The sequence below is a fragment of the Streptomyces sp. NPDC059668 genome (genome assembly GCF_042734135.1).
GTDB lineage: Bacteria > Actinomycetota > Actinomycetes > Streptomycetales > Streptomycetaceae > Streptomyces.
Genome location: NZ_JBHWEL010000002.1, coordinates 187,553 through 206,153, shown reverse-complemented (window position 1 = coordinate 206,153; position 18,601 = coordinate 187,553). Strand labels below are relative to the sequence as shown.

20 protein-coding genes are annotated in these 18,601 nt (G+C 73.8%); 13 read left to right on the top strand and 7 right to left on the bottom strand.

Annotated features, from left to right (window positions below; genetic code table 11):
• The first annotated feature begins 42 nt into the window (after positions 1-42).
• Positions 43-690 (top strand): DedA family protein, encoded by a 648-nt coding sequence (locus ACFV2J_RS03410; protein WP_385098092.1) that lies wholly within the window; start codon positions 43-45, stop codon positions 688-690.
• A gap of 71 nt (positions 691-761) precedes the next feature.
• Here the strand turns inward: ACFV2J_RS03410 and ACFV2J_RS03405 are convergent, their stop codons facing one another.
• On the bottom strand, positions 762-1,301 hold the full coding sequence (locus tag ACFV2J_RS03405) for a gamma carbonic anhydrase family protein (RefSeq protein ID WP_385098089.1): 540 nt from the start codon (positions 1,299-1,301) through the stop codon (positions 762-764).
• A 117-nt stretch (positions 1,302-1,418) separates the two neighbouring features.
• Here ACFV2J_RS03405 and ACFV2J_RS03400 point away from each other — a divergent pair, with 117 nt between their 5' ends.
• Complete coding sequence (locus tag ACFV2J_RS03400; RefSeq protein WP_385437155.1) at positions 1,419-2,216, top strand: acyltransferase; 798 nt, start codon at positions 1,419-1,421, stop codon at positions 2,214-2,216.
• A gap of 89 nt (positions 2,217-2,305) precedes the next feature.
• On the opposite strand, the gene ACFV2J_RS03395 is transcribed toward ACFV2J_RS03400, so the two are convergent.
• Positions 2,306-3,163, bottom strand: a complete 858-nt coding sequence (locus ACFV2J_RS03395; RefSeq protein ID WP_385094052.1) for an EamA family transporter — start codon at positions 3,161-3,163, stop codon at positions 2,306-2,308.
• A gap of 93 nt (positions 3,164-3,256) precedes the next feature.
• Here ACFV2J_RS03395 and ACFV2J_RS03390 point away from each other — a divergent pair, with 93 nt between their 5' ends.
• The 3 genes from ACFV2J_RS03390 to ACFV2J_RS03380 all read left to right on the top strand — a co-directional run bounded on the left by ACFV2J_RS03390 (position 3,257) and on the right by ACFV2J_RS03380 (position 5,350).
• Positions 3,257-3,829 carry a helix-turn-helix domain-containing protein gene (locus ACFV2J_RS03390; protein WP_385094049.1) on the top strand — a complete coding sequence of 191 codons (573 nt, stop codon included), beginning with the start codon at positions 3,257-3,259 and terminating at the stop codon, positions 3,827-3,829.
• 43 nt (positions 3,830-3,872) lie between these two features.
• Positions 3,873-4,430 carry a YbaK/EbsC family protein gene (locus ACFV2J_RS03385; protein WP_385094046.1) on the top strand — a complete coding sequence of 186 codons (558 nt, stop codon included), beginning with the start codon at positions 3,873-3,875 and terminating at the stop codon, positions 4,428-4,430.
• A gap of 71 nt (positions 4,431-4,501) precedes the next feature.
• A complete protein-coding gene (locus ACFV2J_RS03380; RefSeq protein WP_385094044.1) occupies positions 4,502-5,350 on the top strand; it encodes an alpha/beta fold hydrolase in 849 nt (282 codons plus the stop codon).
• A 42-nt stretch (positions 5,351-5,392) separates the two neighbouring features.
• Here ACFV2J_RS03380 and ACFV2J_RS03375 read toward each other — a convergent pair whose 3' ends face one another.
• From ACFV2J_RS03375 to ACFV2J_RS03365, 3 genes are all read right to left on the bottom strand, one after another.
• On the bottom strand, positions 5,393-5,848 hold the full coding sequence (locus tag ACFV2J_RS03375) for a GNAT family N-acetyltransferase (RefSeq protein WP_385094041.1): 456 nt from the start codon (positions 5,846-5,848) through the stop codon (positions 5,393-5,395).
• A gap of 75 nt (positions 5,849-5,923) precedes the next feature.
• Positions 5,924-6,331 (bottom strand): CoA-binding protein, encoded by a 408-nt coding sequence (locus ACFV2J_RS03370; RefSeq protein WP_385437151.1) that lies wholly within the window; start codon positions 6,329-6,331, stop codon positions 5,924-5,926.
• Between the two features lie 197 nt (positions 6,332-6,528).
• Positions 6,529-7,419, bottom strand: coding sequence for a helix-turn-helix transcriptional regulator (locus tag ACFV2J_RS03365; RefSeq protein WP_385094035.1), 891 nt, complete (start codon positions 7,417-7,419; stop codon positions 6,529-6,531).
• 571 nt (positions 7,420-7,990) lie between these two features.
• Between ACFV2J_RS03365 and ACFV2J_RS03360 the strand changes: the two genes are divergently transcribed.
• From ACFV2J_RS03360 to ACFV2J_RS03350, 3 genes are all read left to right on the top strand, one after another.
• Positions 7,991-8,656 carry an SDR family NAD(P)-dependent oxidoreductase gene (locus ACFV2J_RS03360; protein ID WP_385094032.1) on the top strand — a complete coding sequence of 222 codons (666 nt, stop codon included), beginning with the start codon at positions 7,991-7,993 and terminating at the stop codon, positions 8,654-8,656.
• 160 nt (positions 8,657-8,816) lie between these two features.
• On the top strand, positions 8,817-9,533 hold the full coding sequence (locus ACFV2J_RS03355; RefSeq protein ID WP_385437148.1) for a hypothetical protein: 717 nt from the start codon (positions 8,817-8,819) through the stop codon (positions 9,531-9,533).
• Positions 9,530-10,075 (top strand): SixA phosphatase family protein, encoded by a 546-nt coding sequence (locus tag ACFV2J_RS03350; RefSeq protein ID WP_385085592.1) that lies wholly within the window; start codon positions 9,530-9,532, stop codon positions 10,073-10,075. The genes ACFV2J_RS03355 and ACFV2J_RS03350 overlap by 4 nt, the downstream gene beginning before the upstream one ends.
• Before the next feature lie 12 nt (positions 10,076-10,087).
• On the opposite strand, the gene ACFV2J_RS03345 is transcribed toward ACFV2J_RS03350, so the two are convergent.
• Positions 10,088-12,142 (bottom strand): amino acid transporter, encoded by a 2,055-nt coding sequence (locus tag ACFV2J_RS03345; protein WP_385085590.1) that lies wholly within the window; start codon positions 12,140-12,142, stop codon positions 10,088-10,090.
• A 168-nt stretch (positions 12,143-12,310) separates the two neighbouring features.
• On the opposite strand from ACFV2J_RS03345, the gene ACFV2J_RS03340 reads away from it, so the two are divergent.
• The 4 genes from ACFV2J_RS03340 to ACFV2J_RS03325 all read left to right on the top strand — a co-directional run bounded on the left by ACFV2J_RS03340 (position 12,311) and on the right by ACFV2J_RS03325 (position 17,369).
• A complete protein-coding gene (locus tag ACFV2J_RS03340) occupies positions 12,311-12,937 on the top strand; it encodes a YigZ family protein (RefSeq protein ID WP_385085588.1) in 627 nt (208 codons plus the stop codon).
• Between the two features lie 69 nt (positions 12,938-13,006).
• Positions 13,007-14,170, top strand: coding sequence for an exonuclease SbcCD subunit D (locus ACFV2J_RS03335; protein ID WP_385085586.1), 1,164 nt, complete (start codon positions 13,007-13,009; stop codon positions 14,168-14,170).
• Entirely contained in the window at positions 14,167-14,370 is a 204-nt protein-coding gene (locus ACFV2J_RS03330; RefSeq protein WP_385085584.1) for a hypothetical protein, read from the top strand. The genes ACFV2J_RS03335 and ACFV2J_RS03330 overlap by 4 nt, the downstream gene beginning before the upstream one ends.
• Positions 14,367-17,369, top strand: coding sequence for an AAA family ATPase (locus tag ACFV2J_RS03325; protein ID WP_385437145.1), 3,003 nt, complete (start codon positions 14,367-14,369; stop codon positions 17,367-17,369). Before ACFV2J_RS03330 ends, ACFV2J_RS03325 begins: the two co-directional genes overlap by 4 nt.
• Before the next feature lie 8 nt (positions 17,370-17,377).
• On the opposite strand, the gene ACFV2J_RS03320 is transcribed toward ACFV2J_RS03325, so the two are convergent.
• Positions 17,378-17,824: an Lrp/AsnC family transcriptional regulator gene (locus tag ACFV2J_RS03320; RefSeq protein WP_385085580.1), complete on the bottom strand. Its 447-nt coding sequence runs from the start codon at positions 17,822-17,824 to the stop codon at positions 17,378-17,380.
• Between the two features lie 94 nt (positions 17,825-17,918).
• Here ACFV2J_RS03320 and ACFV2J_RS03315 point away from each other — a divergent pair, with 94 nt between their 5' ends.
• Complete coding sequence (locus ACFV2J_RS03315) at positions 17,919-18,467, top strand: rhodanese-like domain-containing protein (RefSeq protein WP_385085578.1); 549 nt, start codon at positions 17,919-17,921, stop codon at positions 18,465-18,467.
• Positions 18,468-18,601: the final 134 nt, after the last annotated feature.

The following is an 18,601-nucleotide window of genomic DNA, read 5'->3' as shown; positions in this document are numbered from 1 at the left end:
ACGAGCGCATGCCGGGAGAAACGTGACGGGGAGGAGCCGACGTTGCACGTCCAGGATTGGCTCGAGACGGTGCCCGCGGTCAGCATCTACGCGCTGGTGGCCCTGGTCATCGGCCTGGAGAGCCTGGGTATACCCCTGCCCGGCGAGATCGTCCTGGTCTCGGCGGCGCTGCTGTCCTCCCAGCACGCGGGGATCAACCCCGTCATCCTCGGCGCGTGCGCCAGCCTGGGCGCGGTGGTCGGAGACTCCATCGGCTACGCGATCGGCCGCAAGGGCGGACGGCCGCTGCTGGCCTGGCTCGGCCGGAAGTTCCCCCGGCACTTCGGCCCAGGGCACATCGCGACGGCCGAGCGGTCCTTCCAGAAATGGGGCATGTGGGCCGTCTTCTTCGGCCGCTTCATCGCCCTTCTGCGCATCTTCGCGGGACCGCTCGCCGGCGTGCTGAAGATGCCGTACTGGAAGTTCCTGATCGCCAACGTGCTCGGCGGGATCATCTGGGCCGGGGGCACCACCGCGGTCATCTACTACGTGGGTGTCGTCGCCGAGTCCTGGCTGAAGCGGTTCTCGTGGGTCGGGCTGGTGTTGGCGGTGCTCATCGGGCTCGCCTCGATGCTGGTCGTCAAGCGCCGGGCGAAGCGGGTCTCCGCCGAGGCGGACGAGTCACAGCCGGAACCGGTCGCCGCCGAGTAGGTCCCGTCACCAGGACGGCCGGGCCGGCCGCGACCGGTCACCACGTGTTCCCGCGCCCCGAGGGGCGCGCCTCAGCCGCCGGCGTTCCCCGTCGCGTCCTTGTGGGCCTTCGCCAGCTCGACGTAGAAGGTGCCGTTCAGGGTGAGGCCCTCGCGCTCCTCCTGCGTCAACGGGCGCCTGACCTTCGCGGGCACGCCCGCGACCAGCGAGCCGGGCGGGACCCGCATCCCCTGCGGGACCAGGGCCTGGGCCGCGACCAGTGAACCGGCGCCGATCACCGCCCCGTTGAGGACCGTGGCCCCCATCCCGATCAGGCAGTCGTCCTCGACTGTGGCCCCGTGCAGCACGGCGTTGTGCCCGACCGAGACACGCTCGCCCACGGTGACGGTGAAGCCGGGATCGACGTGCAGGGTGCAGTTGTCCTGGATGTTGCTGTCGGCGCCGATGACGATCGGCCCGCAGTCGGCCCGCAGCACCGCGCCGTACCAGACGCTCGCGCCCGCCCGCAGGGTGACGTCCCCGACGACCACCGCCGTGGGCGCCGTGAACGCCTCCGGGTCCACCTGCGGATCCTTGCCGCCGATCCCCATGATCAGCGCCTGCTGCGTCATCGCCGCCTCCTCGTCGTCGGTACACCGGCACCGTATGCCATGATCCCGGGCCCGGTGGGGCGAAGATCACAGCCGTGATCTCTGCTGGCCCCCGCTCCCCCTGAGTACCGTGAGCGCGTGCCCAGCAACAGGAACGCGTTCTCGTCATGGCGGCGCCGTCTCGCGCAGCGCGCCGTCCACGCGGGCTGGGCCTGGGTGCAGCGCACGGCCTCGGTCACCGCCGAACACCCGGGGCGGCTGCGCTTCGGGGCGATCGGAACAGGTACCAGACTCGCCTTCCCGCTCGGCACCGTCTTCGGTGAACCCTGGATCCATCTCGGCGACCACTGCATCGTCGGCGAGCAGGTCACCCTCACCGCGGGGCTGATGCCCGACCTCGACCTCGGCCCCGACCCGATCCTGCGCCTCGGTGACGGCGTGGTGCTCGGCCGCGGCAGTCACGTCATCGCCGACACGACGGTCACCATCGGCAGCGACTGCTACTTCGGGCCGTACGTGTACGTGACGTCCACGAACCACTCCTACGACGATCCGCACGAGCCCATCGGCAAGCAGTGGCCCCGCATGGAGCCCGTGCGGATCGGACCCGGCTGCTGGATCGGCACCGGCGCGGTGATCCTGCCGGGAGCGCGGATCGGGCGGAACGTCGTGGTGGCGGCCGGCGCGGTGGTACGCGGCACGGTGCCCGACCACGCGGTCGTGGCGGGCGCGCCCGCCCGGGTCGTACGGCGCTGGGATCCGGCGGCCGGATGGCAGCCGCCGCTGCGGACGCCGGCGCCCGTGCCGATCCCCGACGGGGTCACGCCCCAGCAACTGCTCGCGCTGTCCGGGCTGGACGAGGCGGCCGTGGCCCGGCTCGCGGAACTGGACCTCGCGGCCGGGGAGGCCGCCGGGGACGTTCGCGCCGAGTCCTGACCCGGCCCGTCGCGCGTGTGCCCGCTTAACCCACCTCGCCGTGAGCACGGCCGTCCGAACCCGCCCCGCAATGGGACGGCCGTCCTGACTCAGCCCGTCGCGAGCAGGACCGTGCCGACCAGCGCCAGGCCCGCGCCCGCCGCCTGGACGCCGCGCAGCCGTTCGCTGAGGAAGCCACGCGCGGCCAGCGCCGTGACCACCGGGTAGAGCGAGGCGAGCACGGCGGCCACCGTCACCGGGCCGTGGTGGGCGGCGACGGAGTAGGTGCCGTTGGCCGCCACGTCGGCGAGGCCGACGAAGGCGAACGACGGGAGCGCGCGCCAGGGGAAGCCGCCCTCGGGGAGCCCGGCGGAACCGTGCCGCACCGAGGCCCACAACGCCGTGCCGCCCGCGAGGACATTGGTGACGCGCTGCACGAACAGGGCGAGGAACAGCCCGGTGACCGACGAGGACGCCTCCGCGATCAGGACGAACACCGTGCCGAAACCGAGCGCCGCGAGCAGCGTGAGCAGGATCGCCTGCCGCTGCACCGGGGCGCCCCGGAACTGCGGGCCGCCCGCGAGCACCACACCGGCGACGGCGATCGCGATGCCCGCGAACTGAAGCGGTCCGGGCCGCTCACCCAGGGCGAGACCCACGGTGAGCGGGACGGCGACGCCCAGCGAGCCGAGCGGCGAGACCACGCCCATCGGGCCGAGGGCGAGGGCCTTGTAGAACGAGAACAGCGCGACCGGTCCCACCAGGCCGGCCGCGACGGCGAACCACAGCCTCGGTCCCGCCTCGCTCCAGGCGCCGGTCGCGGCCACGATCACGCCGAGAACGCACGCCGCGACCGCCTGTGAGACGACGACCACGGTGAGGGCGGGGGTCCGCCGGGTCAGCAGGCCTCCGCCGAAGTCGGCCAGGCCCCACAGGAGGCTGGTGGCCAGGGCGAAGAGCGCTGTCATGAGTCGCCTCGCAGTACAGTTCGGTGAACGATCGGGTGCACCACACCATAGTTCACTGTATTGAACTCTGTCATTCAGAATATTGGACGGAACGTGTCGGATCTCGACCTGCTGACCCAGTCCCTGGCGCGCAACGTGAAGCGCTGGCGCACCGAGCGCGGCTTCACCCTGGACGCGCTCGCGGCCCGCGCCGGAGTCAGCCGCGGCATGCTCATCCAGATCGAGCAGGCCAGGACCAACCCCAGCCTCGGCACGGTCGTCAAGATCGGCGACGCGCTCGGCGTCAGCATCACCACGCTCCTCGACTACGAACAGGGCCCCAAGGTCCGGATCGTCCCGGCCGAGCAGGCCGTACGGCTGTGGCACACCGACGCGGGCAGTTACAACCGGCTCCTCGCGGGCACCGAGGCCCCCGGCCCGCTGGAGATGTGGGACTGGCGCCTGATGCCGGGCGAGGGCAGCCCCTCCGACCCGCACCCCACGGGCACCGTCGAACTCGTCCATGTCACCGCGGGCGACCTGACCCTCACCGTCGACGGCGTGGCCCACCGCGTACCGGCGGGGGCGAGCGCCTCCTTCGAGGCCAACACCCCCCACCGGTACGGCAACGACGGCGCCGTACCCGTGGAGATGGTCATGGCGGTCTCGGTCCCGCTCGTGCACTGAGACTCCCGGCCGGGCGCCCCCGAGCGGCTGTTACCGTGCGGGCATGCGCGCCCCCATCGGACACTTCGACCACGCCACGCCCGTTCCCGAATGCCTCGGCGAACTCGTCGGCCCGGTCGCCGACGCCGTACGTGCCTGGCGGGGCACCGTCCCCGCCGAGCAGATCGTGTACGTCGACACGGACCCCGCCTGGGCCGACACCGCGACCTTCGTCGAGCACTACGGCGAGGAACTGCTCGAACTCTCCGCCAACTGCGTGGTCGTCGCGGGCAGGCGGGGCGGGGAGACCACGCTCGCCGCGTGCCTGGTCCTCTCCGCCACCAGGGTCGACGTCAACGGTGTCGTCCGCCGCCAACTCGGCGCCCGCAAGGCCTCGTTCGCGTCCATGGACACCGCGACCGGTGAGACCGGCATGGAGTACGGCGGCATCACGCCCGTCGGACTGCCCGCCGACTGGCCCGTACTGGTGGACCCGGCCGTCGTCGACCTCCCGTACGTCCTGGTCGGCAGCGGCCGGCGGCGCGGAAAGCTGCTGGTGCCGGGCAAGGCGTTCGGGGAACTGCCCAACGCCGTGGTGGTCGAGGGGCTCGGCGTCGCCTGACGGACCGGACCCCGGGGGCGTCCCGCGTCAACCGCTTGCCGTGATCCGCACGCGGTCACGAGGATGCCGTCATGCCGACCTTCTCCGCACCCGACGGAACCACGCTCGCCTACCACGCCGTGGGGGAGGGCGAGCCGCTGCTCTGCCTGTCCGGCGGCCCCATGCGGGCCTCCGCCTACCTCGGTGATCTCGGCGGACTGGCACAGCACCGCCGCCTGTACCTCCTCGACCCGCGCGGAACCGGCGACTCCGCCGTCCCGGCCGACCCGGCGACGTACCGCTGCGACCGGCAGGTCGGGGACGTCGAGGCCTTCCGCGCGCACCTCGGGCTGGACCGCGTCGATCTCCTCGCCCACTCCGCGGCCGGCGACCTCGCCCTGCTGCACGCGAGCGCGCATCCGCACCGGGTGCGCACCCTCACCCTGGTGACCTCCCGTGCGCGCGCCCTCGGTGTCGACTTCACCCAGCGGCACCGCCGGGAGGCGGCCGAGCTGCGCAGGGCGGAGCCGTGGTTCGGGGAGGCGTACGAGGCCTTCGAGCGGATCTGGGACGGCTCGGCGGCCGACGCCGACTGGGACGCCGTCGCCCCCTTCTTCTACGGCCGCTGGGACGCGACCGCCCGGGCGCACGCGGCGGCCGAGGCCGGACAGACCAACGAGGAGGCCGCGGAGGTGTATGCGTCCGCCGGTGCCTTCCGTCCCGTCACGGCCCGCGCCGCCGTCGCCGCGCTCGACGCGCGGGTCCTGCTGCTCACGGGCGAGCTGGACAGCGGACCCCTGCCGCGGGTGGCCGCCGGTATCGCGGAGCTGATTCCCGGGGCCCGCCTGGTCGTCCAGCCGGGTGCCGGGCACTTCCCGTGGCTCGACGATCCGCGGTTCTTCACGGAGACCGTCGTGGGCTTCCTCGACCGGGAGCGGTGACGCCCGGGGGGACCTGCCGCCCGGCCGTCCGATCAGGTCGGGTCAGGCCAGGTCGGGTCCGGCCAGTCGCAGGTCGACCCACTCGGCGGTGTCGCCCGGCAGTACGTAGCGCTCGATCTCGGTGAATCCGTGCTTCAGGGCGAAGCGCAGTCCGTCCTCGTTCGAGGCGAGGACGACCGTCTCGATCACCTCGGCGCCCAGTGCCCGCGCCTGTTCCAGCCCCCGCTCGTACAGCTCCCCGCCGAACCCCCGCCCGCGGTGCTCGGGCAGCACCCGGGCGATCACCGTCGCCGTCGAGGTGTCCTCCTTCGGCGGGCGCACCGTCGTGCAGCCCACCAGGACGTCGCCGAGGTGGACGACCTCCAGGAGGTTGCGGCCGGCCCGCTCCCGGACCTCGTCGAGCGACAGGGCGGCGGGAGGGACGATCACGTTGTGGACGTGACGCCAGGCCTCGAGGCCGGGTTCGTCGACCGGACGCCGGAACAGAAGAGTGGACATCGCATCAGCCAACCCGGACGCGCCGCGCGGCGTCAACCGGATTCGCCGCACGGGCCCGGGACGGGGGAGGTCGGGTCAGCCGAGGCGGGGGATCTCGATCGCCGGGCAGCGGTCCATGACCATGTCGAGACCGGCGGCGCGGGTACGGTCGTACGCGGCCTCGTCGACGACGCCGAGCTGGAACCAGACGGCCTTGGCGCCGATCGCGACGGCCTCGTCGGCCACGGCCCCGGCGAGGTCGCCGTTGACGAAGACGTCGACGACATCGACGTCGAACGGGATCGCGTCGAGCGAGGGGTAGCCCTTCTCGCCGTGGACGGTCTCGGCCTTCGGGTGCACGGGGACGATCCGTTTGCCGTGCCGCCGCAGGACGTCGGCGACCCCGTACGCCGCGCGCGCCTCGTTCGACGAGAGGCCGACGACCGCCCAGGTGTCGCCGAGTTCGTTCAGGATCCTGCGGATCGTCGCCTGGTCGCCGTACACGGTCGTCCTCCTGGGTGCCTGCCGCGGAATGTCATCGGTGTTCAGCCGGGGAACAGCGGACGGCACACGGTGATTCCCTGATTGCCCGGTCCGCCCGGGGACGTGCGCGGACGCCGGGCGGCGCGTCCGCGTCGGGAGGGCGGTACCGGCGGGTGTGCCGAAGCGCCCGCCGGTGCCCGCCTCCGCCTCCCGTCGCCTCAGCCGCTCCCGGTCCGCGGCCGCAGCCCGTTCGCCGCCGTGTCGAGCAGGGTCATCGCGTCGTACCCCGGAGTGCCGGGCTCGGCGTAGTACGCGACGAGCCTGTGGCCGGGGGTGCCCTCGAGATGCATGGACTGGTACCCGAGGGTCAGGTCGCCGACCTCCGGATGGTGGAACGTCTTGTGGCCGTGGGACCGCAGCCGAACGCCGTAGTGTTCCCACAGGCGCGCGAAATCGGGGCTCTTGAGGAGGAGTTCGTCGACGAGTTCGGCCAGGTCGGGGGCGTCCGGGTCGGTGCCGGCGAGGGCGCGCATCCGGCCGACGCAGGCGCGGACCTGAGCGTCCCAGTCGTCGAACAGCGAAGGCGCGTCCGGGTGCAGGAAGACATAGCGCGCCACGTTGCGCCTGTGCACCGGCCACTCGTCCAGGCCGGCGAGGAGCCGCATCCCGCCCGGGTTGCAGGCGAGCACGTCCGACGTACGGCTGACCACGTGCGCGGGGTTGGGCCGCAGGTTCTCCAGGAGCAGCCTGACGCCGGGCCGCACGGACCGGGTCGGTGTCGCCGGTGGCCGCGGCGCGGCGCGGGCGGCACGCGCGACCAGGTCGCGCAGGTGCTCGTGCTCCTGTGCGTCCAGACGGAGGACACCGGCGAGGGCGTCCACGACCGCGGGAGTGGGTCGGGTCTCCCGGCCGCGCTCCAGCCGTGTGTAGTAGTCGATGCTCACCCCGGCGAGCATGGCCAGCTCCTCGCGGCGCAGTCCGGGCGCGCGGCGCAGGGCGGGGCCGAGCCTGAGACCGGCCTCCTCCGGGGACACATGGGTACGGCGGGCGCGCAGGAAGCTCCCCAGATCCGTGCCGCCGCTGCTGCCGTTCTGCCGCTCGCGTGCCATGGGGACCAGTGTGGCAGCCCCGTGACCTGCACAGCAGGAGAGCGAAGGGCCGTGTCACACCCCCGAACGCCCCTCCCGGCACGGTGCGGTCCGCCGGGATGCGGGTAGGGACAGCAGGCCGGAAGCTCAGTGGGTGCGCCCCCCGTTCTCGCCGGGACCCTTCGTGATCGCTCCTCGCCCTACCCTCCTGGAGAAGTCGTGCTCACCGTTCACGCGTACGCCGCCACGTCCGCGACCGGACCGCTCACCCCCATCACCCTCGTACGCCCTGACGTGGGCCCCACGACGTCCTCACCGCGATCGGGTACCGCGGCATCCGCCGCTCCGACATCCACGGCGTCCACGGCGGCCGCGGCGTCCACGGCGAACGGAGCCGGTCGGCCCACCCGCCGGCCCCCCGCCACGAGATCGCCGGCCCCGTCACCTGGGCCGGAGCCGAGGTCACCAGGCACGTCGTAGCCCAGGGCGGCCGCTCCACGTGATCGACACCTCGACCCCGGGCTGACGCCCGCCCGGACCTGAACGCCCGCCCGGACCCGTACGCCCGCCCCGAGACCCCCCGAGGAAGACCATGACCACCATCGCCATCGTCGGAGCCGGACCCGGCCTCGGAGCCGCTGTCGCACGACGGTTCGGACGCGCGGGCTTCGACGTCGCCCTCGTCTCGCGTGACGCGGACCGGACGCGCGCGTTCGCCGCCGAGCTGACCGGGGAGGGGCTGACGGCCCGTGGTTTCGCCGCCGACGTCCGCGACCCGGCCGCCCTGGAGGCGGCCCTCGACGCCGCCACCGCGACGCTGGGGCCCATCGAGGTCCTGCAGTACAGCCCGGTCCCGCACCGGGACTTCATGCGACCCGTCCTGGAGACCGAGGTCGCCGACCTCGTCGGCCCGATCGAGTTCTCGGTGTACGGTCCCGTCGTCGCCGTGCGCCAGGTGCTGCCCGGCATGCGGGAACTCGGCCGCGGCACCGTCCTGTTCGTGAACGGCGGCACCGCCGCGATTCCGCACACCGAACGCGCCGGCACCTCCATCGCCTTCGCCGCGGAGAGCGCCTACGGCCATCTGCTGCACGAGGCGCTCGCCCCGGACGGCATCCACGTCGCGCAGTTCGTCATCCCCGGCGCGATCATCCCCGGACACCCGCGGAAGGACCCCGACGCCCTCGCGGAGGCCCTGTGGACCATCCACCGGGACCGGCACGGGTACCGGCACTTCGCCGACGACCTCGACGCCTGACCCGACCCGGCGCCCACCCGGCCGGCGGTCGGGCGGGGCCGAGGGCGGGTGACCTCCCGGCCCCCACCGTCTCCCGATCCGGCGGGCGGCCGGCGATCCGGCCGTCCGGAATGGGGTCCACCTTCCTGCGCCCGGCCCTCCGGCCGCCTACGCTCACCTCGTGCTGCGTATCACCGACGCCCGAACGGGCGAGACCGTCGACGCCGTCCGCGCCCGCCGGGGCCTGACCCGCGTCGAGGCGCACGTCGAGCGTGACGACCTGTCCGCGCTACGGGTCCTGCTGGTCGCCGACGTGCTCGCCCGCGCCCTGGAACTCGGCGGGACCCCCGTCGTCACGGTCGCCGACCCGCCCGCGGCGCTCAGGGCGCGCGCCGAAGCGCTCGGCATCCGCCGGGCCGAGGGCGAGCGGGGCGGCGCGGGCCCCGCCCTGCACGTACGCGTCTCCGCCGGCCAGGACCCCGCGGTCCCGGAGCCTCCCGACGCCGACCCCGCCCCGGACGGAGCCCGCGTCGAGGTCGCCCCGGTGAGCGGCACCGCCGATCAGGCGCTGCTGCGGATGATCCTGCTCGCGACCCCGCGCCGGCAGCCCCTCGACCTCGACGCCGCCGACCTCGACGGTGCCCGCGAGACGCTCGGGCGGTGGCGCAAGGCCGTCGCCGGCTGGGCCACCCGGCCGTCCAGGCCCGTTCCCGAGCACGTACGCCAGGAGTTGCGCGCCGCCTGGGAGGACGACCTCGACGTCCCCGCCGTGCTGGAGGCGCTGCGGCGCGTCGAGCACGCCGAGGACATCCCGGACGGCGCACGCTTCGAGACGTACGCCTACGCGGACCGGCTGCTCGGACTCGAACTCACCCGTGACATCGGGACGCAGTGGTGATCGCACGCGCCGGCACGGGCCCGCTGCGCAGACTCGTCGTCCTCAGACACGCCAAGTCCGCCTGGCCCGCCGGCGTCGACGACCACGACCGCCCCCTCGCCCCGCGCGGGCGCCGCGACGCCCCGGCGGCCGGGCGCGCCCTCGCGGACGCCGACTGCCTGCCCGACCTCGCCCTGTGCTCCACCGCCGTGCGCGCCCGCCAGACGTGGGAGCTGGCGGCCCAGCAGTGGGGCACGCCGCCGCCCGCGCGGTTCGACCGGCGGCTGTACGGCGCCGGCGCACCGGAGTTGCTCGCGGCGGTGCACGAAGTACCCGACCAGATGATGACGTTGCTGCTGATCGGGCACAACCCGGGGGTCCAGGAGCTGGTCCTCGAACTGGCCGGGGACAGTCTCGACGACGCGCTGGACGACGTACGGACGAAGTTCCCGACCTCCGCCACGGCCGTCCTGGCCTGGCACGGTGCTTCCTGGGACGCGCTCACCCCGGGCGTGGCCCTGCTGACGGACCTGACCGTGCCGCGGGGCCGGAAGAAGCCCTGAACGCCCTGCGGGTCAGCCCACGTGGACGCGCGGCCGCCGTTCCGGGTCGGGCTCGGCGCGGCGGAGCACTTCGCGGGTGACCGGGGCGACCTCGCCGTCGCCGAAGACCAGGAAACGGACCAGGTGGCTCAGCGGGTTGCCCTCGGTCCAGTTGAAGTAGGCGTGCGGGACCTGGCCGGTGCGGTCGCGCAGCCGCATCATGACGGCCGCGATGGTGTTGGGCACGGTGGCGCCCTCGACGCGCAGCCTGCGCACCCCGTGCTTCTCGTCGCCGTGCACCGCGACGTCGGCCGTGAAGTCCGAGGAGTCGGTCACGAAGATCTCCAGGAACAGCACGGGACGGCCGTCCGGTATGTGCGTCTGCTCGCGCTGGCTGTACTCCTTGGCGCGGTACTCCCGCGTGCTGTGCTCGTGCGGTTCGTTCGCTATCAGCAGCAGCGGTCCGCTCACCGCCGCCTCGTCGACGAACCGCGCCGCGGCCTCGTCGAACGTGACCTCGGCGGCCCGGAGTTCGAAGGCGCGGCGCACGCGGGACGCGAACGAGGTGGACAGGATCGCCAGGATGAAGATCAGTGCGATCTTGATGCCGTCGGGACGTTCGATGACGTTGGTGACCAGCGTGTAGCCGAACACCGCGGTGATCGCGCCGAAGCCGATCGCGGCGGCGCGGTGGCCGCGCTGGTGCACGGCGACCGCCGAGGCGAACGACGCGGAGAGCATCAGGACCAGCACACCGGTCGCGTACGCGCCGCTCTGGTCGTCGACGTTCGCGTCGAACCACAGGGTGATGAGCACGGCGGCCGCCATGAAGACGAGCACCAGGGGACGGACGGCGCGGGTCCACTCGGGAGCCATGCCGTAGCGGGGCAGATAGCGCGGGACGAGGTTGAGGAGGCCGGCGAGCGCCGAGGCCCCGGCGAACCACAGGATCGCGATGGTCGACACGTCGTAGACCGTTCCGAAGCCCTCGCCCAGGTACTGGTGCGCGAGGAAGGCGAGCGCGCGGCCGTTCGCCGAGCCGCCGCTCTCGAACTCGCCCTGCGGAATCAGGATCGTCGTCGCCAGGCTCGACAGCAGCAGGAAACAGCTCATGATCACGGCGGCCGTGGTGAGCAGTCGGCGGGTCTCGCGGATCCGGCCCGCCGGCTTCGCGTACGTGTCCGTGGGATCGCCCTTGACCTGCGGCATCACCGCCACGCCGGTCTCGAAGCCGGACATGCCGAGCGCCAGCTTGGGGAAGACCAGGAGCGCCACCCCGATCATCGCGAGCGGCGAGGAGTGCTCCGCCGTCATCGCGTCGGTCCAGTCGCCGACCTTGTGCGGGTGGCTCAGCACCTGCCAGGCGGCGGTGACCAGGACGACGACGTTGAGCGTCAGATACGTGGCCACGAGCGCCACGGCGATGCCCATGGCCTCCTTGAAGCCCTTCAGGAAGACCGCGCCCAGCGCGGCCACCAGGAGAAGGGTGATCCACACGTTCGCGCCGTGCGTCCAGTGCGGTGCGAACGGGTTCTCCACGACGTGCGCGGAGGCGTCCGCCGCGGACAGGGTGATCGTGATGAGGAAGTCGGTGGCCGCGAAGCCGAGCAGCACCAGGACGAAGACCTTCCCCGCCCACCAGGGGAGCAGCCGTTCCAGCATCGCTATCGAACCCTCGCCGTGCGGGCTCTCCTTGGCGACGCGACGGTAGACCGGCAGCGCGCCGAGCAGGGTCAGCGCGATCAGGACGAGGGTGGCGAGCGGGGAGAGCAGTCCGGCCGCGAGGGCGGCGATGCCCGGCTGGTAGCCGAGCGTGGAGAAGTAGTCGACGCCGGTGAGACACATCACCCGCCACCAGGTGTGGCCCTGGTGCTCGCTGTCCGGGGTGGCGTGCGGGCCCGGGTGCCGGGCCGACTGCTCGCTGAGGCCCTCCAGGAGCCACGCCCGCCAGCGGGGCGCGGCGGCCAAGGGCCCGCGATCCGCGGGTTCGGCCGGGTCCGCCTTGGCTGCGCCATCCCTTTCGTCCGTGTTGTCGGTGTTATCTGTTTTATCTGTGTTGTCTGCGTTGTCCACCTGGGTGCCGGTCATGCTGCGATCTCCCTGCGATCGGTCGGGCCGGCGGTCCGGCTTCGGGCAACGAGGAGCGAGTATCCACGACGCCCTCGTGAAGGCCCGCGCCGGGGCGACCGGGCCGCAAGCCGGGACCTCGCCCCTCCGCGGTCCGCCGCGCGCCCGTGCAGCGCATACGCTGGCCGGATGCAGGACGAGTACCGCACAGTGGCCCGCGCGGGTGTGCACGAGACCGAGATCAACCGCTCCCGCTTCCTGTGCGCCCTCGCCCCGGCGGCCACCGAGCAGGAGGCCCAGGACTTCGTCGCGGACGTCCGCCGGCAGCACGCCGACGCCACCCACAACTGTTTCGCCTACGTCATCGGAGCCGACGCCGCCGTCCAGCGGGCGAGCGACGACGGTGAACCCGGCGGCACCGCGGGCGTCCCCATGCTCCAGATGCTGCTGCGCCGTGACATGCGCTACGTCGTCGCCGTCGTCACCCGCTACTACGGCGGGGTCAAGCTCGGCGCGGGCGGACTCATCAGGGCGTACGGCGGTTCGGTGGGCGAGGCGCTGGACGCGGTCGGCACACTGACGCGCAGACGCTTCCGGCTGGCCACGGTCACCGTGGACCACCAACGCGCGGGCAAGGTCCAGAACGACCTGCGCGCCACCGGGCGCGAGGTGCGCGACGTGCGCTACGGCGAGGCCGTCACGATCGAGATCGGACTGCCGGACGCCGACGTGACCGCGTTCCGGGCCTGGCTCGCGGACGCGACGGCCGGGACGGCCGGGTTCGAACTGGGCGGAGAGGCGTACGGGGACGCATAGACGGACGGCACGGGCCGATACGGGAGTAGCCGCCCGTGATGTCCGACCCGCCCGTTAGTCTCGGGGATCATGAGGCTTCTGCACACGTCCGACTGGCACCTCGGCCGGGCATTCCACCGGGTGACGATGCTCGGCGCCCAGGCCGGGTTCATCGGCCATCTCGTCACGACCGTGCGCGAGCGCGGCGTCGACGCGGTGGTCGTGTCCGGGGACGTGTACGACCGTGCGGTCCCGCCGCTGGCGGCCGTCGAGCTCTTCGACGACGCCCTGCACCGGCTGGCCGACCTCGGGGTACCCACGGTGATGATCTCCGGGAACCACGACTCGGCGCGCCGCCTCGGCGTCGGGGCCGGGCTGATCGGGCGGGCCGGTATCCATCTGCGGACCGAACCCTCGGCGTCCGGTACCCCCGTCGTCCTCGCCGACGCCCATGGCGACGTCGCCCTCTACGGCCTGCCGTATCTCGAACCGGCCCTGGTGAAGGACGAGTTCGGGGTGGACAGAGCCGGACACGAGACCGTGCTCGCCGCTGCCATGGACCGGGTCCGCGCCGACCTCGCCACGCGCCCGCCGGGCACCCGTTCCGTGGTCCTCGCCCACGCCTTCGTCACCGGAGGGGCGGCCAGCGACAGCGAGCGGGACATCACCGTCGGCGGTGTCGCCGCCGTGCCCGCCGGGGTCTTCGACGGGGTCGACTACGTGGCGCTGGGCCATCTGCACGGCAGCCAGACCATCACCGAGCGGGTCCGCTACTCCGGCTCCCCGCTGCCGTACTCCTTCTCCGAGGCGGACCACCGCAAGAGCATGTGGCTCGTGGACCTGGGCCCGGACGGCTCGCTCGACGCCGAGCGGGTCGACTGCCCCGTGCCCCGGGCGCTCGCCCGCCTCCGGGGGCGGCTGGAGGACCTGCTCGCCGACCCGGAGCTGGCGCGTCACGAGGAGGCGTGGGTCGAGGCCACCCTCACCGATCCGGTCCGGCCGGCCGAGCCGATGGCCCGGCTGACCGAGCGCTTCCCGCACACCCTCAGCCTGGTCTTCGACCCCGAGCGGGCTCCCGAGGACCCGGACGTGTCGTACGCCCGGCGGCTGGCGGGCCGCAGCGAACAGCAGATCGCCGAGGACTTCGTGGCCCATGTGCGCGGCACGGGTCCCGACGCCCGGGAACAGGCCGTGCTGCGGGACGCCTTCGACGCCGTCCACGCCGACGAGGCCGTACGGGAGGTCGCCCGGTGACACCGCCACCGGGCGGATCCGGCGCCGGCGCCGGCCCGCTCACCGCCGCCCGCACCGGCCGCGACGACCTGGGCCGGGACGACTCGCGCGGGGAGCCCTTCGGCGCTGCTCGCTTCAACGGGGCCCGCGTCGACGGCGACCGTGTCAACGGCGGCCGCGTCAACGGGGCCCGCTTCGACGACAGCAAGGGGGGCCGATGAGGCTGCACCGTCTGGACATCACCGCCTTCGGGCCCTTCGGGACCACCCAGAAGATCGACTTCGACGAGCTGTCGGCCGCCGGACTCTTCCTGCTGCACGGACCGACGGGCGCGGGCAAGACGTCCGTCCTCGACGCCGTCTGCTACGCGCTGTACGGAGCGGTCCCGGGCGCCCGTCAGAGCGGTCAGGGACTCACCCTGCGCAGCGACCACGCGTCCCCCGCCACCCGTACCGAGATCCGCCTCGAACTCACCGTCGCCGGACGCCGGCTGGAGATCACCCGGCAGCCTCCCTGGGCCCGCCCGAAGAAGCGCGGCACGGGCACGACCACCGAAAAGGCCCAGAGCTTCCTGCGCGAGTACGAGGGTCCGGCGGGCTCCTGGAAGGACCTCAGCCGCTCCCACCAGGAGATCGGCGAGGAGATCACCCAGCTGCTCGGCATGAGCCGGGAGCAGTTCTGCCAGGTCGTACTGCTGCCCCAGGGCGACTTCGCCCGCTTCCTGCGGGCCGACGCCGAGGCCCGCGGCAAGCTCCTCGGCCGCCTCTTCGACACCCACCGCTTCGCCGAGGTCGAGAGACGCCTCACCGAGCGCCGGCGGGCCGCGGAGGCCCAGGTGCGTGACGGGGACGCCGCGCTGCTCGCCGACGCCCACCGCATGCAGCAGGCGGCCGGGGACATCGCCGAGGTGCCGCTGCCCGACCTCGCGCCCGGCGACCCGGGCCTCGCCGAGGCCGTCCTCGCCTGGGCCGCCGTCGCCCGCGGCACGGCCCGCGAGCGGCTGACCCTCGCGCACAGCGCGGTCTCGGCCGCCGAGTCCGCGCAGGCCGCCGCCGACCGCGTGCTCGACGACGTACGCGAAGTGGCCCGGCTGCAGCGCCGGTTCACCGAGGCGCGGGAGCGTGCCACGCGGCTGGAGGAGCGCTCGGACTCCCACCGCGAGGCACAGACACGCATGGAGCGGGGCCGCAAGGCCGAGGCGGTGGCGCCCGCACTCGACCTGCGCGACGCGGGCGAGGCCGAGCACCGGCGTGCCCTCATGGCCGAGGCACACGCGCGGGCCGCCCTCCCGGCGTCCTTCGCCGACGCCGGAGCGCCCGGGCTGGCGGCGGACGCGCGCAGGGCGGCCGAGGAACTGGGCGGCCTGGCCTCCGCCCGCCGGGCCGAGCGCCGGCTCGGCGAACTCACCGAGGAGCGCGCCGGCCTGGACCGCCAGGAGCGCGCCGACGAGGACGTCCTACAGGACGCCGAGAGCTGGCTCGCCACCTGGGAGACCACCCGCGCCGGCCTCCGGGCCCGCATCGAGACCGCGCAGGAGGCCGCCACCCGCGCCGAGCAGTTGGCCGTCCGGCGCGACCCCGCCCGGGCCAGGCTGCGGGCCGCCCGCGAGCGCGACCAGCTCGCCCGGGACACGGACGACGCCCACGAGCAGGCCCTCGCCTCCCGCGCCCACGCGACGGACACCCGCGCGCGATGGCTCGACCTGAAGGAGGAACGGCTCAAGGGCATCGCCGCGGAACTCGCCGCCGGACTCGTCGACGGAGACCCTTGTGCCGTCTGCGGCGCCACCGAACACCCGGCGCCCGCACGGAAGATCGCCGGACACGTCGACCGGGAGACGGAGGAGCGCGCCCTCGCCGTCCACCAGCGCGCCGACGAGAAGGCCACCGAGGACGAGCGCCGGCTCGGTGTCGTACGCGAGGCGCTCGCCGCCGCCTCCGCCGAGGCGGGCGACACACCGACCGACCGACTCGCCGAGCAGGAGGCCGAGCTGGAGCGGGAGCACGGCGAGGCCCGCGCCGCCGCCTCCGGACTGCACGCCGCCCGCGAGCGTCTCGCACAGGCCGAACTCGAACACGAACGGCGGGTCGCCGCCCGGCAGAAGGCCGAACTGCGGGCCGCCGCCAGGGTGTCCCACCGCGACACCCTCGACCGCGAAAGGACCCTGCTGGAGCAGGAGTTGACGCAGGCCCGGGGCGCAGCCGATAGTGTCGCCGCGCGCGCAGCGCAGCTGGAGCGGCGGGCCGCGCTGCTCACCGAGGCCGCGGACGCCGTCCGCGCCGCCGAGGACGCCGCCCAGCGGCTCAAGGACGCCGACGCGCGACTGGCCGACGCGGCCTTCCGCGCCGGGTTCTCCACACCACAGGCCGCGGCCGCCGCGCTGCTCGACGACGCGGCCCACCGGGAGCTGCAACGCCGCCTCGACGCCTGGCAGTCGGAGGAGGCCGCGGTCCGCGCCGTGCTCGCCGAGGCCGACACGACCGCCGCGGCCCAGCGGCCGGCCGTCGATCTGCCGGCGGCCGAACACTCCGCCGAGTCCGCCGCCCGGCGGCTGCGGGACGCCTCCTCCGCCCGGGACGCGGCCGACCGGCGCTGCGCCGAACTGGACCGGCTGTCCGCGCGCGCGACCACGTCCGTACGCCGCCTGGGACCGCTGCGCGAGGAGTACGACCGGGTGGCGCGCATGGCGGGCCTGGCGGCGGGCACCTCGGCGGAGAACGAACGCAAGATGCGCCTGGAGTCCTACGTCCTCGCCGCCCGTCTGGAACAGGTCGCCGCCGCCGCGACCGCACGCCTGCAGCGCATGTCGTCCGGGCGCTACACCCTCGTCCACTCCGACGACCGCGCGGGCCGTGGCCGCAGCGGGCTCGGACTGCACGTCGTGGACGCCTGGACCGGCCGGGAGCGGGACACGGCGACACTCTCCGGGGGCGAGACGTTCTTCGCCTCGCTCGCGCTGGCCCTCGGCCTCGCGGACGTCGTCACGGACGAAGCCGGCGGGGTGCGGCTCGACACGCTCTTCATCGACGAGGGCTTCGGCAGCCTCGACGACCAGACCCTCGACGAGGTCCTCGACGTGCTCGACTCGCTCCGGGAGCGTGACCGCAGCGTCGGCATCGTCAGTCATGTCGCCGACCTCCGGCGTCGTGTCCACGCTCAGCTGGAGGTCGTGAAGGGGAGAACGGGGTCGGTCGTACGGCAGCGGGGCGTCCAGGACTGACCGCCGGGTCAGCGCCCCAGAGGGCGCCGGGGCAGCGGCGAGGAGTAGACGACGCTCGTCGTCACCGAGCCCAGCGTGCCGATCCTGCCCGAGAGTTCCTCCAGGTGACTCATCGAGCGGGCCGCGACCTTGATCACGAAGCAGTCGTCTCCGGTGACGTGGTGGGCCTCCAGTATCTGGGGCGTCGCGTCGACGAGATCGTGGAACGGCTTGTAGTTGCCGTTCGGGTAGCGCAGGCGGACGAAGGCGAGAATCGGCAGGCCGATGTTCTCCGGGGCCACGACGGCCGCGTACCCCTGGATGACGCCCGCCTCCTCCAGCCGCCGCACCCGCTCGGTGACCGCGCTCGCGGACATCGAGACGGCACGGGCCAGTTCGGCGAAACTGGCCCTTCCCTCACGCTGGAGGACATCGAGGATGCGCCAGTCGGTGGCGTCCGGGGAATACGTGGTCATGTGCGAGAGATAGCAGGGAAATCCCCGGCGCTTCAAGCGGAGGGCCGTGGATCGCCACTTCAGGAGCGGGATCACCCCACGTAGGTTTCTGGCCATGAGACCCCTGACACCCGCGCAACCCGTGACCTCCGTACCGAGCGGCCCGCCGGCCGTGACGAACGCCGTGTCGAGCGCCCCGCCGGCCGTGACGAACGCCGTGCTGCGCGTCGCCCCGGCCCCTCCGGCCGCGGCCGTCGCCCACTTCGGCGCGAGCGTCGCCTTCCACGCCGACGTGTCCGACGTCGCCTCCGCGCTCGCGGCCGGCGGGGACCCCGGATTCGTCGTCCTCGACTCCCGTTCCACCCAGGCGTGGGACCAGGGGCACGTGCCCGGCGCGATCCATCTGCCGACCGCGCTCGTCGCCGAACAGGCCGAGCGGCTCCTCGACAGGTCGGTGCCGGTCGTCACCTACTGCTGGGGACCCGGCTGCAACGGCGCCACCCGCGCCGCCCTCGCCGGACTCGGCTTCCAGGTCAAGGAGATGCTCGGCGGGTTCGAGTACTGGGTGCGTGAGGGCTTCGAGTTCGAGACCTGGGAGGGGCGTGAGCGGCGTGGGCCGGACCCGTTGACGGCGCCCGTGGGCGCGGAGGACTGCGGCTGCTGAGCGGGGCGGATCAGCCCCGGCCCGCGTGGGACCGCCGAGGGCGGCCCGGCCCCCGCCGGGGGGCCGGGCGCGGGGGGCCGGGGGCGCCCCCCCGGGCGCCCGGGGGGCCGGGCGCCCCGGGCCCCGGCCCCGCG